Annotated in this window: 13 protein-coding genes; 9 read left to right on the top strand and 4 right to left on the bottom strand. The window is 61.5% G+C overall.

Annotation, left to right across the window (positions count from 1 at the left end; all coding sequences use genetic code 11):
• The first annotated feature begins 76 nt into the window (after window positions 1-76).
• Entirely contained in the window at window positions 77-868 is a 792-nt protein-coding gene (locus tag EI290_RS04615; protein ID WP_221766232.1) for a DUF547 domain-containing protein, read from the top strand.
• 98 nt (window positions 869-966) lie between these two features.
• Entirely contained in the window at window positions 967-1,641 is a 675-nt protein-coding gene (locus EI290_RS04610) for a DUF2461 domain-containing protein (protein ID WP_125427222.1), read from the top strand.
• Between the two features lie 124 nt (window positions 1,642-1,765).
• Here EI290_RS04610 and EI290_RS04605 read toward each other — a convergent pair whose 3' ends face one another.
• Entirely contained in the window at window positions 1,766-2,389 is a 624-nt protein-coding gene (locus EI290_RS04605; RefSeq protein WP_125427220.1) for a deoxynucleoside kinase, read from the bottom strand.
• A gap of 116 nt (window positions 2,390-2,505) precedes the next feature.
• On the opposite strand from EI290_RS04605, the gene EI290_RS04600 reads away from it, so the two are divergent.
• Window positions 2,506-2,973 (top strand): hypothetical protein, encoded by a 468-nt coding sequence (locus EI290_RS04600; protein ID WP_125427219.1) that lies wholly within the window; start codon window positions 2,506-2,508, stop codon window positions 2,971-2,973.
• Window positions 2,974-3,036: 63 nt separating this feature from the next.
• Here EI290_RS04600 and EI290_RS04595 read toward each other — a convergent pair whose 3' ends face one another.
• Window positions 3,037-3,708 (bottom strand): DUF6565 domain-containing protein, encoded by a 672-nt coding sequence (locus tag EI290_RS04595; RefSeq protein ID WP_125427217.1) that lies wholly within the window; start codon window positions 3,706-3,708, stop codon window positions 3,037-3,039.
• 159 nt (window positions 3,709-3,867) lie between these two features.
• Here EI290_RS04595 and EI290_RS04590 point away from each other — a divergent pair, with 159 nt between their 5' ends.
• Window positions 3,868-4,389 (top strand): GNAT family N-acetyltransferase, encoded by a 522-nt coding sequence (locus EI290_RS04590; RefSeq protein ID WP_125427215.1) that lies wholly within the window; start codon window positions 3,868-3,870, stop codon window positions 4,387-4,389.
• Between the two features lie 111 nt (window positions 4,390-4,500).
• Entirely contained in the window at window positions 4,501-4,779 is a 279-nt protein-coding gene (locus tag EI290_RS04585; RefSeq protein ID WP_125427213.1) for a CDGSH iron-sulfur domain-containing protein, read from the top strand.
• Between the two features lie 164 nt (window positions 4,780-4,943).
• On the opposite strand, the gene EI290_RS04580 is transcribed toward EI290_RS04585, so the two are convergent.
• On the bottom strand, window positions 4,944-5,204 hold the full coding sequence (locus tag EI290_RS04580; RefSeq protein WP_125427211.1) for an acyl-CoA-binding protein: 261 nt from the start codon (window positions 5,202-5,204) through the stop codon (window positions 4,944-4,946).
• A 155-nt stretch (window positions 5,205-5,359) separates the two neighbouring features.
• Here EI290_RS04580 and EI290_RS04575 point away from each other — a divergent pair, with 155 nt between their 5' ends.
• The 4 genes from EI290_RS04575 (at window position 5,360) to EI290_RS22840 (ending at window position 14,969) form a co-directional block, all read left to right on the top strand.
• Complete coding sequence (locus EI290_RS04575) at window positions 5,360-6,652, top strand: amidohydrolase family protein (protein WP_125427209.1); 1,293 nt, start codon at window positions 5,360-5,362, stop codon at window positions 6,650-6,652.
• Window positions 6,653-6,718: 66 nt separating this feature from the next.
• Entirely contained in the window at window positions 6,719-7,372 is a 654-nt protein-coding gene (locus tag EI290_RS04570) for a hypothetical protein (RefSeq protein WP_125427207.1), read from the top strand.
• Between the two features lie 174 nt (window positions 7,373-7,546).
• Complete coding sequence (locus EI290_RS04565) at window positions 7,547-8,047, top strand: CinA family protein (protein ID WP_125427205.1); 501 nt, start codon at window positions 7,547-7,549, stop codon at window positions 8,045-8,047.
• 358 nt (window positions 8,048-8,405) lie between these two features.
• Entirely contained in the window at window positions 8,406-14,969 is a 6,564-nt protein-coding gene (locus tag EI290_RS22840; RefSeq protein ID WP_125427203.1) for a T9SS type A sorting domain-containing protein, read from the top strand.
• A gap of 149 nt (window positions 14,970-15,118) precedes the next feature.
• Here EI290_RS22840 and EI290_RS04555 read toward each other — a convergent pair whose 3' ends face one another.
• Entirely contained in the window at window positions 15,119-16,162 is a 1,044-nt protein-coding gene (locus tag EI290_RS04555) for a hypothetical protein (RefSeq protein ID WP_125427201.1), read from the bottom strand.
• Window positions 16,163-16,350 lie beyond the last annotated feature (188 nt).

The raw sequence follows: 16,350 nt of genomic DNA, 5'->3' as shown, positions 1-16,350 counted from the left end.
TCCGTTCTAGGGCAGCGGCGTACTTTTGCAGTCCTGCTCGTCCTCTCAGCTCCCGTTCATGCCCCCAACACACCGTTTGCTCAAGTCCCTTCTGGCGCTGCTACTCAGTATTGCGCTGCTGCCACTAGGCGCGCACGCCACCGATAACAATTCTCTGCAACTGCTGCAGGAGCCATGGAGTGAGCTGCTGCGGCATCACGTTACCACCGACGGCCGCCTGAACTACGAGGGTCTGCAGGAAGATGAGGACAAGCTGTTGGGCTACCTGCAAAGCCTGCGCAAAGTGAAACCCGACCCTCAGGCCTGGAGCGCCAACGACACCAAGGCGTTCTGGCTGAATACTTATAATGCGGCGGCGGCCTATCTGATAGTGGGCTACTACCCGGTAGCCAGCATCAACGACATCCGGGTGAAAGTAATGGGCGGGCAAAAGTCGCCCTGGGAAGTGCCGGTGGTAAACGTAGGTGGCCAGTCGTACTCCTTAAACCAGATTGAGCGGGAAATGCTGCGCAACCAGTTTCACGATGCCCGGGTACATTTCGGGCTAATGAACGGAGCAGCCTCCTCGCCCGCCGTGCTGGCCGAAGCCTACGACGGGCAGCGCCTTGATCAGCAGCTGGATGCCCAGGCCAAACGTTTTCTGAACGATCCTACTTTCAACCAGCTTACTCCTCAGCACGTGCAGCTTTCCGGCCTGTTTGAGGCGTATGCCGCCGAGTTCGGCAGCGAGTCGCAGGTGCTGGAGTTTGTGAACCGCTACGCCCGGGTACCCGTATTGCCTACCGCCAAGGTAGAGTACCTGTCCTTTAGCTGGGCGCTGAACGACCGTACCGGTCTTAGCAATTCCCAGGCTCTAGGCAGGCACTAAGCCCAAATTCCGGAACCCGCCTAACCCGCGCCCCGTACCGCCTGGCGGTGCGGGGCGCGGGTGTTTTCGTCACTATTCCTTCTCTCCTTTCTCAAGCTATGAATCTCCCTTTTGTGCTGGATTTCCTGCGCCAGCTGGCGGCGCACAACAACAAAGCCTGGATGGATGAGCACCGGGCGCAGTATCAGCAGGCCCGCGCCGAGTACTCCGCTCTGGTTGCCCAGCTGCTCCGCGACGCCTCCGCCAGCCTAGAGCCCCGCCTGCATGGCCTAACGCCCTCGGACGTGATGTTCCGCATCAATAAAAACGACCGGTTTCAGCAGAGCGACGAGCCCTACAAGCGCCACATGGGGGCGGGCCTGAAGCCCGGGGGCCGGCATAGCCCCTGGGCCGGCTACTTTATTGCCCTGGAACCCGGTGGCGAAACCTACATTGGGGCCGGCCGCTGGATGCCGGAACCCCAGCAGCTTGCCCGCATCCGTCAGGAAATTCAGTACAACGCGCCCGCCTTCCACGCCCTTCGGCAGGATGCAGCCCTGCTTCGGCACTTTCCACGAGGCCTTGATATGTCACAGAGCCTGAAAACGGCACCCAAAGGCTACGATAAAACCGACCCCGATATCGAGTGGCTGCGCCTGAAAAGCTATTTCGTGTGGCAGTCCTTTTCCGATGCCGAGGTGGCCCGCCCCGATTTTCCGGCCCGGGTGCTGGCCGCCTGGCAGGCAGCCAAACCGCTGGTGCAATTCCTCAACGAGGCTATGGCGGAGGAGTAATGAAAGGAATTAGAGCGTGTTTGGAAATGTAGCAGAACATCATGCTCATCTGGTAAAATCCAGACACGCGCTTATATAATGAGGGGATGGAATACATATGCATCCCCTCATTATATACTTTCCGCTAAAACAGCCCGAACAGCGTGCTGTTGATCTTCTCGATGATGACGCTCAGATCCTCAGGGTTGTTTACGTAATCCAGGTTGTTCACATCCACGATGAGCAGGCGGCCGTGGTCATAGCTCCGGATCCACTCCTCATAGTGCTCGTTGAGGTGCTTCAGGTACTCGATTTTGATGTTGTTCTCGTAGTCCCGGTTGCGTTTTTCAATCTGCGACACCAGCTTGGGAAGGTCGGCCCGCAGGTAGAGCAGCAGGTCGGGCGGATTCACCATGCTGATCATGGAGTTGAACAGGCTCAGGTAGTTCTGGTAGTCCCGCTCCGCCATCAGGCCCGATTGGTTCAGGTTAGCCGCGAAGATGTGCGCATCCTCGTAAATAGTACGGTCCTGGATAACACCTTTATTGGTTTTTTGCAGCTGCTTGATGCGTTGCGTTTGCTGAAAGCGGCTGTTAAGAAAGTACACCTGCAGGTGAAACGCCCAGCGGGGCATATCGTCGTAGAAATCCTTCAGGTAAGGATTATGGTCAACATCTTCCAGAAAAACTTCCCAGTTGAAGTGGTGGGCCAGTTTGTTGGCCAGCGTGGTTTTGCCAGCCCCAATGTTGCCGACTATTGCAATGTGCATGAGCGAGGTGCAGAAGAAAAATAGAGGCGTAAAAATAGGGATACCAATGGAACCCAACGCTACTTCCCTCCTGTCGTAGAAGAATAGCCTCTGTCCTATATTTTACCGCCACAGCTATGGACGCGCTTGATCTGAAACCTCTCGGGACTTTGCCAGATGCCAACGGGGCCGTGTTGGTGGAACTGCTGCATAACCCAGCCTGCAAGCTTCTGTACGTGCGCTGGTTTGGCAACCTCACCGGGCGGGAGGTAGTGTACGTGGCCCGCGAGTCGCTGAAGCTGCAGGAGAATATGCATTTTGCTCTGCTCCTTAACGACAAAACCAACGCTACCGGCGACTGGAGCGAGACCCTGGAGTGGCTGGAATACGAGTGGCTGCCCCAGATTATGGCTGGTGGTTTGCGGGCCATTGCTTACGTTTTTTCACCGGATATGCACAACCAGCTGGCCAGCCTGGAATTTTTCGAGCGGGTGCGCCAGTACCTTCCCATCCAGTTGTTCCACGATACTCCTTCGGCCTGGCAGTGGATCCGGCGGCAGCCTCCTCCCCTGCGGGCAACTGTTTCCGAGGAGCCGGCTCTCTAACGCATCGGGCCGGGCTGCGTAGGTGCAGCCCGGCCCGATGCGTTAGACCCAGTGCATATGCTGTTACTCCCGCATTACGTCCTTTACGTCGCGGGCTTTTTCCAGGGTCCGGAATTCGCCCTGCAGGCTCCGGATGCGCAGGCGCTCCTCCAGGGGCAGTTGGTCACGTACCTGGTCGTAGCGGGCATTCAGGCGGGTAAGCACAGCGCTGGCAGCACTCCAGTCGGCCTGGGTCCAGTCTTTCTTGGCACCTCGCATATTCTCAACCAGCCGAAAGTACAGATCCGGCAGCTCCGAGGCGCGGGCTTTGCTGATAACCACGTCCTCATTCAGCAGGCGGCGCTGGGCCTGGTCGGCGGCGGCAGGGCGGCGGGCGGCGGCATCCAGACTATCCTGGCGCGAGGCCCAGCGCTGGTAGCGCACCTTCTGGGTAGTGTACTCCTTTTTACCTTCCACGGTCAGGCTGTCAACGGCCCGGTCGATGCGGCGGCTCTGGCGGTCAAACTCATCGGTGATACGCGGCAGCTCCCGGCGGGCTGTAGTAGCCACCCGCTCCACCTTATCATTTACCCAGTCGCTGAAATCGGCCAGGTCCCGCTCCAGGCCGGCCGAGGTAGCCGTACCAGCCGGGGCCTTGGCGGGGGTTGTTTTTTTAGGCGTCTGCTGGGCCGAGGCACCCGTAGCGGCCAGCAGGCCGGCCGCGGTAAGCAGGATATACGCAAAAGAGAGTTTCATACGCAGGTGAGCTTAGGGAAAGTGGGTGAAGGGAGAGGCAACAGGAACGGTCCCTGGTCCGGAACCTGTATGCCAATGCAGGCAATTTCCGGCCCAAAAACGAGTAAAACCGGTAAATGGGTTCGGTTTTACCGCAGATAATGCCGTTTTTTGCCTGCTATGTCCGTTGTTCCTGCATCTGCTATCCGCATCCAGCCTGCTACCCTGGCCGATATTCCGACCATTATTCAGCTGGCCGAGGCTACTTGGGAGCCAACGTACCGCTTTATTATCTCGCGGGAGCAGATTGACTATATGTACCGGGTTATCTACACCCCGGCTTCACTGGAGCGGCAGATGACGGAGCAGGGCCACACGTTTTTGCTCGTGTACGTAGATGAGGAGCCCAGCGGCTATGCATCCTTTTCGGAGCAGGCAGAAGCCGGGGTATATAAGCTCCACAAAATTTACGTGCTGCCCGCTCACCAGGGGCAGGGCCTGGGCCAGCAGTTGCTGCTGGCCGTAGAGCAGGCTGTGCGTACACTTGGCGCCCACACCCTGGACCTGAACGTGAACCGTCATAACCCGGCCCTGGCATTTTATGAGCACCTCGGGTTTCAGCGGCAGCGCGAGGAGGACATTGCCATTGGCCCGTACTGGATGAACGATTACGTAATGCGGAAAACTCTGCAACCCCAGTAATTGCTGCTTCCATGGGTCGGGCTCAGTAATTTCCTGGTTATTACCCCAAAAAGTGCTCACCCTGGCACACGCTACAGCCTGTGCTGCAACCCAATTTTACGAAGTACCTACATGGCAACTAAACTTACCGTCCTGAGCAATGGCTCCCTGCGCGTTGATGGCAACGATTTTGAACTGGTAGATGCCCAGGGCAAACCCTACGGTCTGGGGGGCCGGGAGCGAATCAGCATCTGCCGCTGCGGCCTCTCCAGCAACAAGCCGTTTTGCGACGGTTCGCACAAGGGCCACTTTGAGCACAACGCTGAGGCCTTCGACCTGCCCGCCCCCAAACCGGCGGCTCCCGTAGCGCCACCTACCGCCCCCGATGCCGGCGCGGCGCCGTTGGCCTAAGCAGGCAGCGGGTCTATAAGCAGGTGTACCCCGGGGCTTTGCTCCGGCCCACGTGAGAAGATAACTCCCGGTTTGGGTAGGTTACCTTCCTGCGCGAGCCGGAGCAAAGCCCCGGGGTACCCCTTTTCTAGCGGACCGAAGCCCGGCTTTGGAGCATACGGGTATTAGGCCTTGGCGAATAGCTCGTTTACAAAGGCCACGTATTCTTGGCGGGCGTCGTCCTGGCTTTTGCCGCGCAGTCCAGCCCAGGCATCGTACTTGGCAATGGCTTTGAAATCAAACCCTCCGGGCCGGTCGCCGGAAACATCCCCTTCGCTGCCCTGCTTATACAAGGCGTACAGTTTGAGCAGGGTCATGTTGTCGGGTTTGGCGGGCAGTTCCTTGCTGCGGGCGGCAGCAGCTTCGAATTCTTCGATGGTAGCCATGCGGTGAGCTGGTGAAGTGGTGAGAGGATGAGTGTACCGTTCCGGCTTAGCCGAACCGGTGGCAAAAGATACGGGACCGGCGGGAAATAGTCGTCATGCAGCATTTATTTCCGCCTTATCTTCCGCAGTTCTCACCTTTTTAGCTTTTCCCTCCCATGATGTTTCCTTTACGCTGGGCCTTACTGGCCGGTGGGCTGCTGCTGGCTACCACAACCCAGGCCCAGAAAACGTACCTGCACTGCGGCCGCCTGCTGGATATGCGTACTGAGCGCGCCCGCCCCGAAATGACGGTGGTTGTGGAAAATGGCCGTATTGTAGCTATTGAGCAGGGCTACTCGGCTCCGGCCACCGCTCAGGATAAAGTAATTGACCTGAAGAGCCGCACGGTACTGCCGGGCCTCATTGACTGCCACGTACACCTGGAGGGCGAAACCAGCAAGGACAACTACCTCAAGGAGTTCACTCAGAACCCAGCCGATGTGGCCTTTGGCTCCCTGGAGTATGCCCGTAAAACTTTGCTGGCCGGCTTTACCACGGTGCGCGACCTGGGGGGCTCGGGCGTGAACATTGCCCTGCGCAACGCCATAAACCGGGGCCAGGCAACGGGGCCGCGCATTTTTACGGCCGGCAAAGCCATATCGGGCACGGGCGGCCACATGGACCCCACCAATGGCTACCGCCTCGACCTGATGGGTATGCCGGGCCCACCCGACGGCGTGGCCAACGGCCCCGACCAGGGCCGGCAGGCCGTACGTGAGCAGTATAAGCGCGGGGCCGACCTCATCAAAATTGCCAGCACCGGTGGGGTACTGTCGGTAGCCAAAGACGGCTCGGCCCCGCAGTTTACCGAGGAGGAAATCAGGGCAGTGGTGGAAACAGCGCGGGACTTGGGTCTGGCGGTGGCCTGCCATGCCCACGGCGCCGAGGGTATGAAGCGGGCCATTCGGGCGGGCGTGACCAGCATCGAGCATGGCACCCTCATGGACGACGAAACCATGAAGCTGATGAAGAAATACGGTACCTGGTATGTGCCCACCATTACGGCCGGCAAATCGGTGGCCGACTCCGCCAAAATTCCGAACTACTACCCGCCCCTGGTAACGCCCAAAGCCCTGGCCATTGGCCCCAAGCTGCAGGGCACTTTTGGACGGGCGTACAAAGCCGGGGTAAAAATTGCATTCGGCACCGATGCTTCCGTGTACCGCCACGGCGTGAATGCGCTGGAGTTTCAGTACATGGTAGAAGCCGGGATGCCCGCCTACGAGGCCCTACGCAGCGCCACCGTAGCGGCAGCCGAACTACTGGGCCAGACCAGCAACCTGGGCACCCTGGAGCCCGGTAAGCTGGCCGACGTGGTAGCCGTGGAGGGCGACCCAACTCAGGATATTACGGTAATGCAGCGGGTGCGCTTCGTAATGAAACAGGGCACGGTATACCGGCAGGAATAAACTACCGGATATTTTTGGCCCTGTATTTGCCACGGGCTATATAGAGACATTTTTTACCCTATTTTCATGCAAAAACTATCTACCCTTCTGCTGGCCGGTGGGCTGGCCTACCTCGTTGCGGGCCAGGCCCAGGCCCAGACCGAGCTAAACAGCGTACCCCAGCCAGGCACCGTACCCCAGCAGCCGGCTCCTTACTACATGCCCCAGGCCATGCAACCCGCTGCCGACGCGGCTCCGCGCTACCCCGGCAGCCTGACGCTGGAGCTAGGTTGGGGAGCACCTTATGGGTTTGGTATTTCCTATGCGCATCACCTCACTCCTGCCTGGGACATCAATGGTGGCCTGGGCTTGGGTGTAGGCGGCAAAATTGGAATTGGCACCCGGTATTACCTCAACCCCAACCGGCCGTTTACGCCTTACATAGGGGCCAATCTGGTACGTACCGGCCGGGTAGATAATGTATCGGTGGAGCTGGACGGCGAACAGGCAGTGTATTCTATGAAGCCCAGTGGTACCCTGCACCTGCGGGGCGGCCTGCGCTGGCAGCCGGGTCGTATCGGGCTACTGGCAACGGGTGGCTACGGCATCCTGCTCACCGGCGACCCGGTGTTGTATGACGCCGGATATAGCCCCTCGCAACGGTTGCGTAATGTGGTGGAAATCATCAGCCCTGGTGGAGTAGAAGTGTCGGTGGGCCTTGTTATCGGGCTTGGCCGGTAGTCCGGATTATCTTAATCTGATTTTGCGGCCTGTTTACTCCGGCGGCTGGTTACGGGGGGCGGTTGCCGCTGCATAAGCGCGGGAACCGCCCCCCGTACTGGTTACCTCCGGGAAGCAAGCTCGGCCGCACCCTTCGCGGCTGCCCTGCGTAAGTGTACTACTTGCCCTACACTTATGAAAAAGGCCCTTCCCGACGAGCTGATAAAGAATTTTATCAAACACAAGCTTACGCTGGCCCTGGCGGAAAGCTGCACCTGTGGCCTGGTTGCGTCTCAACTGGCACCGGCTACCGGTGTGAGTGAGGTGCTGCTGGGTTCGGTGGTAACCTATCATACAGATGCCAAGCAGAAGTTGCTGGGCGTAAAGAAGGCAACTCTCACAACCTATTCTGCTGAAAGTCAGCAAACCACCAACGAAATGGCCTTGGGGTTGCAGCGCCAACTGCCCCACGCCGATGTATGCGTGGCCATTACCGGCCTGTGCGGCCCCGGCAAATCAGCCACTCCCGATAAGCCGGTGGGCACAGTATTCGTAACCATTCTGTTCCAGGGCAAAGCCCATGAGTACCGCGAGCAGTTTCCGGGTACTGGCGACGCCATCAGACAGCGGGCCAGTGAGTTTATTTATGAGAAGCTGGCAGAATTATTAGAACGGCAGCAGGAGGCACCCGCCTAGGCAATTCATATTTCCCATTCCAGGAACCAGACGTACCAGCCGGAGGAGAGGCGCTTACTTGTGTTACGTAGCAACTTGGTTATGTACTAAATTCCAATTTTGAACAGGACCTCTATTGCCTAGCTGCTATTTAATCTGATTAACAGACATATACACAATATCAGTTTTCTTTATATATAAACTATTCAATATAAAATCAAACTTTTTAAACATTTTTACCCTATTCTCGTAGAAGGCGCGTTTTCTTATTTTAGGTAGCTCATAACCCTCTATTTTGGTTTCAGAATGAAACCAGAGTAGGGGGTTTTCATTGTGTGTTGTGCGAGTTTTTCTTGTTTTCTTTCTATTTCTTACCCTTATGATCAAACGTTTATTGTCGCTTGGTAAGCAGTGGCTGTTGCTTACCGGGGCAGTAGGCTGGAGCAGCCACGCCCTGGGGCAGGCTGCGCCGCCTTGCAGCGGTACTTACACCAGCACTGGTGTAAGCGCAGGCAGCACATCCGGACTGTTCGCGGAGTTTTATCCTGGCTTATTTCAGAGTCAGGCTGGTTTTGCAGCAGGTAGCCCGGTGACGTTCTTTACGGCCACAGCGGCGGGCCAGACGCGCACTGATGGCACGCTGAATTTCCAGAATACCAGCACCGGCACCACGGGCTCGGGCTACCTGCCGTTCGGCGTGACGGTGCCACCGGCCAGCGGTACTACAGCAATTCCCACGCAGTTTAGCGCCCGGCACCGGGGCAGTCTGTACCTGAAAGCCGGGGCCGCCTATACCCTCACTCTGCGGGCCGACGATGCGGCCTACGTATTTCTGGGTAAGGAAGCCACCCTCAGTCAGCCCACGCCTAACAATGCTTTTTTGCAGATAACGGGCACCCGCACGGCTACGGCCGCCGTGAGCCGCACGTTTACGGCCGCCGTTACGGGCCTGTATGATGTGCAGGTACTATTCGAGCAGAGTACCGGCGGCAGCGAGTTACGCCTCTCCTACAGCGGCGGGCCCGACAACCTCTCGGCCCGCGTAATTCCGCAGACGGAGTTTTGCGCCGGCCCCTCGGGGCGCGACTACGCCACCTCCAACCTGGCTCCTTCTACCGCGGGGGTAACCAATGCGGTAGTGTACAACAATGGCACCCGCGCGGCGCTTGCGCCCGGCATCGTGGCCACCACCGGCTTCGACCCCGATGGCACCATTGCCTCCTACACCATTACCAGCCTGCCGGCTCAGGGCCAGCTGCAATACAACGTGAATGCCTCGGGGGCGGCCAACTACCAGCCCGTAACGGCCCCCTTTACGGTGCTGGTGGCTGATCTGGGCCGATTGGCTTACCTGGCGCCCAATGGCACCGGCATTGGTACCCAGACGTTCCAGTTCAACGCCAACGACAACAGCGGCGCGGCCGGTAATACGGCTACCTACAGCATCCCGGTGCAGGACGCCACTGCCGATCTGAGTGCCAGTCTGACCTCACCGGCCACCGCGCCCCAGGGCAGCCTGGTGTATTTTACGGCTACGGCCCGCAACAACGGCCCGGCCGCTCCCGGCAACATCGTGCTGACCATTCAGCTGCCCGCCAACCTGACGGGGGTTTCGCTCTCGAATAGCGGCACCTACGACGCGGCCAGCGGCGTGGCAACTTTCCCGGCCTTCGGGCTGGGCTCCGGGGCCAGCACTACCCGCAGTATTGCCTTTACCATGCTGGGCCAGCCCGTAACGGGCACGGCCAGCGTGTCGGCCGCCAACTTCCCCGACAGCAACTCCGGCGACAACCAAGCCAGTTCCTACACGGCCCCCACTCAGGTGGCCGACGTGGCGGTGGCGCTGAACGGCCCAACCCGCGTTATCACCAACCAAACCATCACCTACACGGCGGTAACCACCAACCTGGGCCCCAGTACGGCAACCAGCGTGGCCCCTCGGGTGCAGCTTCCAGCCAGTCTTACGGGCGTGGTAGTGTCGGATGGCGGGGTGTACAATGCCTCGTCGGGGCAGGTAAGCTGGCCCACGGTGGGCACTCTGGCCGTGGGCCAGTTTCTGGCTTACACCGTGCGCTTTAATGCCCCGGCTACGACCGGCACCACCATTACGGCCTCGGCCTCAGCTAGCAGCGCCACCGCCAACGGCGACCCGGCCGCCGGTAACAACGACGGCACCAACGGCCAGGCCCAGATTACCACAGACGTTATTAGCACCGCGGCGGCGGCTACCGAGTGCGTGGACGTGGAGTCGCCGGCTCCCACCTTCCAGGCGGTGCCCAACAGCTACTACCCCGGCGTGGGTACCGTGGCCGAAGGCAGCACCACCCTCACCCTGGGACCTATTCTGAGCAGCGGCAGCCAGACACCTATTGGCCCCGGCGACCTGGTGGTAATTATGCAGATGCAGGCTGCGGAGCTGAACACAACGAATACCGACGGCTACGGCGACGGTATTGCGGGCAATAACCTGGCGGCTGGCAACCTGCAGAACGCCAACTTCCGGGCCGGCCTGTACGAGTACGGCGTGGTGGCCAGCGTAAGCGGCAGCACCATTACCCTACGTAACGGCCTCATTAACGCCTACATTTCGGCCGATGCCACGGCCAGCCAGGGCCAGCAACGCTTCCAGGTAATTCGGGTGCCGCGCAACTTCAACCTCACCCTGACCGGTGACGTAACCGGCCCGCGCTGGAACGGCCGCACCGGCGGCGTGGTGGTGCTGGATGTGAACGGCACGCTGAACATGAACGGCCGCACCATCGACATGGCCGGCAAGGGCTTCCGGGGCGGGGCCGGGCAGCAGCTGACGGGCGCAACGGGCGTTACCGACTCTGACTACCGCCACAGCAATACCCTCACCACCAGCGCCAATAAGGGTGAGGGCACGGCGGGCACCCCGCGCTACCTCAACGACGCCGACCAGTTTGCCGCCTACCGGGCCGGCACGGCTACCACGCCCTTCCTCGATACCCAGGTGAGCGGTCTGCTCCCGGCTTCCGTAACCGACGGCTACCCCCTCGGCGACCGGGCCCGCGGCGGCCCTGGCAACGCCGGCGGCGGCGGTACCGACGGTAACCCCGGCAGCAACGACCAGAACACCGGCGGCGGCGGCGGCGGCAACGCCGGCCGTGGCGGTCAGGGCGGCAACGCCTGGAACTCCAATGACCCTTACGGCGGCTACGGCGGAGCCGACTTTACCCAGGCCACGCCCAGCCGCGTGATTATGGGCGGCGGCGGCGGCGCGGGCACCACTAACAACGGCACCGTGCAGCGCGCCACCGGCACCGGCAGCACGCCCACCAACCCCGTAGTACCCGAAAATGCCGGTATTCCTGGCCCGAACACTACTAACGCCAGCGGCGTGAATATAAGTGGCTTTGCCAGCTCGGGCGCGGCCGGGGGTGGCATTGTGCTGCTGCGGGCCGGCAACCTCACTGGCACGGGCATTATCAACGTGAACGGGGCAGCCATGCCTTACGTGGCCCAGAACGATGGTTCGGGCGGCGGCGGGGCCGGTGGCTCGGCCGTGGTACTGGTGAATGCCTCCAACGGCAACCCGAACAGCCCAGTGCTGGACAACCTAACGGTGCTGGCCAACGGCGGGCAGGGCGGCCGAAACACGGGCGGCGGCTCACCCCACGGTCCCGGTGGGGGCGGCGCGGGCGGGGCCATTTTTGCCTCCTCGCGGCTGAACGCGGCCACGGCTTCCAACGCCTCAGCTAACGGCACCACCTTCGGGTTTGAGTCGTACGGCTCGGGCGTGGGCGGGGCCGACCAGGGCCAGGCCCAGACCGGCATTACCCGGGCCGACGTGCCCAACCAGATTGCCGGCTGCCCGGCCGACGTAGTAACCACGCTGACGTCCTCGGCCACTACGGCCGCGCCCGGCACGGCCATTACCTTCACCCTGAATCTGGTGAACAACGGCCCCGGCACGGCCCTGAATCTGGTGCCCACCATTACGGTGGCTCCCAACCTGCCGGCCGGCTCCTTTAGCAGCCTGGGCGGGGGCACCTACAATCCCTCTACCGGCGTGGTGACGTTCCCGGCCACGGCCTCCTTTGCCAACAGCGGCACCCTCAGCTACGCCGTTACCTTCACCATGCCGGCCCAGACCGTAACAGGTAAGGGCATTTCAACGGCCGACGGGGACAACGACCCGCGCACGGCCAACAACGACGGTACCCTGCCCGCTGCCAACGTGCGGGTGGAGCCGGTGTTTGACATTGCCGGCCGCATTTTCGACGACGTGAACTATGGCGGCGGGGCCGGCCGCAACTACGCCGCGGCCGAGGCCAGCGCCCTGGCCTCCGGGGTTTCGGCGGATGGCGACGGGTCGGCTACCGGCAGCGCCGGGGCCAAGGTGGAGTTGTACAACACGGCCGGTACGCTGGTAGCTACCACCACCAGCGGAGCCGATGGCCTCTACGGCTTCTCGGGCATTGTGTCGAGCAGCGGCACCAGCTACACGGTGCGTGTGGTGAACAACACCGTACGCTCGGCCCGGGCTCCGCAGGCCACGGGCGTGGTGCCGGTGCAAACCTTCCGCACCCAAACCGGCACCGACGACCTGAACCGGGTGGGTGGCGAGGCGCCGCAGCTGCTGGACGCGGCTACCAACTCGGGCAGCCAGACCCTGGCGGCCCTCACCGACGGCCAGGCCACGCCCCAGTCGGTATCCACGGTGACGTTTGGCAGCACTTCGCAGGTAACGGGGGTTGATTTTGGCTTCAACTTCTCCACCATCACCAGCACCCGTAGCACCGGCCAGGGCTCCTTGCGCCAGTTTATGCTGAACGCCAACGCCCTGCCCAACCTGCTGCTCGACCAGGCCGCCAACGCCGGCTCGGACCCGGCGGCGGGAATCGAAACCAGCATTTTTATGATTTCGGACGGGCAGGCTCACGCCGGTTTGCGCAGCGGCCTGGTTAACCAGCTTACTACCCTAACCGGGGGTCAGCAAGTAGCCAGCATAGCCGTGAATACGGCCACCGACGGAGCTTTGCCGGCCCTGACCGATGAGCGCACGGTGCTGGACGGGGCCACCCAGACCCGCAACGTAGGCAACGCCAACGGCACCACGCTGGGCACGGGCGGTACGGTGGGCGGTTCGGTTAGCGCCGCCACTGCTCTGGGTCAGGTCAGCGGCCCCGAGGTGCAGATTGTGGGTGCTCCCGGCACCGCCAACTCCACCTACGGCCTCACCCTCTCGGCCCCGAACCTGACGGTGACCAACCTGGGCGTGTACGGCTTTGGCAACTCGGCTGGCAACCTGACGGGGGCCGACGTGTACGTGACCGGCAACGCCCTTACGGGCACGGTGCTCACGGGCAACGTGCTGGGCACGGCCACTAACGGCTTCCAGGACCCCGGCAGCAGTACCCGCAGCCTGGGCAGCGGCATCTACCTGGGCAACTTCAACACCAATACCGTAGGTGCTATAGCCGCTACCATCACCAACAACCTCATTGGGTTCCACGGGGGCAGCGGCATTGAAAGCGCCGCCAGCGGCTCGCCCACTACCCTGCTCATTGAGAACAATGAAATCCGGGGCAATGGCCTCAGCAACACCGCCGCCGATGGCATCCACCTGGGCAACTACGGGGGCACCGTGCGCGGCAACCTGCTGGCGGCCAACCAGGGCACCGGCCTCGACCTGAGCGGCAGCACCGGCAGCGCCACCATCAGCGGCAACACCGTAACGGGCAACGGCGTGGGCGGCACGGCTACGGCCGGCATCCGGCTGGATGGTGCGGCCAACGTCATCAGCCGCAACGTGCTCAGTGGCAACACGGGGGCGGGCGTGCTGGGCATGTCCACTACCACCCTCAACACCATCAGCCAGAACAGCACCTTCGGCAACGGCACGCTGGGCATCGACCTGCTCAACAGCGCCGACAACCAGCAGGCCGGCACCAGCGCCTACGTCACGCGCAACGACAACGCCGACGCCGACGCGGGCGGCAACGGGCTGCTGAACTTCCCAGTAACCACCCAGGCCGTTTCGACGGGCGGTAACCTGGTGCTGACGGGCTACGCACCCACCGGAGCTTTGCTGGAGTTCTTCGTGTCGGATGCCAACGGGCCGGCTTTCGGGCAGGGCAGAACGTACCTGTTCAGCCGCACCGAAGGCACCGGGGGCAACGACACCAACACCGACCGGGACGCCGCCCGCGGCAATTACAGCGCCCTGATGAATGGCCTCGACCAAGGAGCCGAGTCCAACGTCAGCCGCTTCCTGTTCCGGGTTGCGGTGAATACCCTGCCCACCGACGTGCAGACGGCCCTCACCAACGGCACCTTGCGCCTTACGGCCACGACCACCGTTACCACGGGTAGCAACCGCACCACCTCGGAGTTTTCGGGCAACATTCTGGTGCGGCCCAACACCCCGCTGCCGGTTACCCTCACCGACTTCGCGGCCCAGGCCCGCCAGCAGGACGCCCTACTGACCTGGCAAACGGCCCAGGAGGTGAACAACGCCTACTTCGCCGTGGAGCGGAGCCTCGACGGCAGCAGCTTCCAGGAAATCGGGCAGCGGCCGGGTGCGGGCACCAGCACCCAGCCCCGCAGCTACACCTTCACCGATGCCGGCGCGGCCCGCCTGGCTTTGGGCGGCATGCTCTACTACCGGCTCCGCCAGGTAGATGTGGATGGCACCGAAACCTTCAGCACGGTGCAGCCGGTGCGCTTTGGGCCGGCTGCCGCCGTGAGTGTGTACCCAGTGCCCACCACCGGCAGTGCCACCCTCGACCTGCGCAGCCTACCCGCGGCCCGCTACCAGGTGCAGGTGTTCGATGCCCTGGGCCGCAAGGTGTTCGACGCGGCCACGCCTGGCGCTACCGAGCTGCCCCTACCCAGCCAGCACTGGGCCACTGGCGTGTACCAACTCCGCGTAACCGGCGGAGCCAGCACCCACACCCTCCGCCTGACGCGGCAATAAGCCGCTGATTTAGCTTTTCATACAACAGGCCGCCCGATGTTCGGGCGGCCTGTTGCGTTGATAAGGTTTTTCGTCAGGCTAAAAAGAACGTCATGCTGAGCGCAGGCGGAGCCGGAGTCGAAGCATCTCTACCTCTGACAGACCTAAGCCTACCCTTCCAGCGCCTTGTTCGGGGCCAGGAGCATGAGTTTGAGGTTGAGGCGCACCACGTCGCCCATGCTGCGGCAGCGGCTGAACTGCTCGGTGTGGTGGTGCTGGTTGAGCTGCTGCTTGAGTTGGTGCACTTTCTCGGGCGGAGAAACTTCGTCGTGGCGCAGGCAGTCCATCAGATCCTTGAGGCGGTGGCGCTCCGAGCGGGCCCGGCGGGCCATGAGGGTGCGCTCCTCGGTTTGGTATTGCCGAATGCTCTCGGGCGTGAGCAGCTGCCCGCAGAGCTGTACCACGGCCCGGTTGTCCTTGAAAAACTGCGGCAGGTACATATTCTTCTTGCCCTCGTAGCACTGCTGGTCGAAGTCGATGGCCCGCACGCGGTACTGCTCGTCCTCGAAATCGGGCGTCACGTCGATGACGTAGTTATAGGCCCGCATGTCGCCGAGCAGGCGGGCAAAGCACCGCTCGTTGAACTTCACAAACTCCTTGGCAATGCGCACCTGGTTGAGATGAGGCCGCTGTAAATGTGCCCGGATGAAGTCGTCGCCGGGAATACCGGCAATGTGCTCCTCAATCAGCGTGTCGCCGTGCACCAGGTAGTTCATACTGTTGGGGCTCAGCAGATGCTCCAGCTCCAGCCCGTACACCCGCGAGGCATCGGCCCGCTTCACGTAGAAGTAGTCGTAGTTGTCGTTGAGCTGGTTGACGATGCGTACCCGAAATGGCTGGCTGTTGCCAAAGCGGCAGTAGTCGATGCGGTCGGCTACCAGGTGGTCGGTAAAGGATAAGTCGCCGGCCGTTTTGAGCAGGGCGTACACCTGGGCCAGCCCCTCGCTCAGCTCCCGCAGGGCCTGGGGCTCATAGTACACCGTTTCCCAGAGCGTGTCGCGGCCCTGGCGGTTGAGCAACGGAAATGAGCCGGTGAAGCGGGTCAGGTCGAGGTAGCTGACGGGCAGGTGGGTTTCCCGGTCGTAGTGGTGCAGGTAGTCGCGCAGGCGCGGCTGGATGCGGTAGAATATCTTCTTCTTGGAAACAAGGGTCACGCGGCGAGGAACAGGTGGAAAATCGGGGGCTTAATGATACGAAGTTCCGCAGCCCCCGGCCGAATGGCGGATTTCCGCGCGTTGCGGACCATTTTTTAGAACCGGTTTCTAGTTCTAGCCCGCAGCTTAGGGTATCTAACCAGCAAAAAATCAGCACGTCAAGCGGCCGGTTTGTACCTTCGCTTTTC

The organism is Hymenobacter metallilatus, assembly GCF_003944705.1.
Classification (GTDB): domain Bacteria; phylum Bacteroidota; class Bacteroidia; order Cytophagales; family Hymenobacteraceae; genus Hymenobacter; species Hymenobacter metallilatus.
The sequence above is the reverse complement of the archived record's forward strand: the minus strand, read 5'-3'. Positions and strand labels throughout refer to the sequence as shown.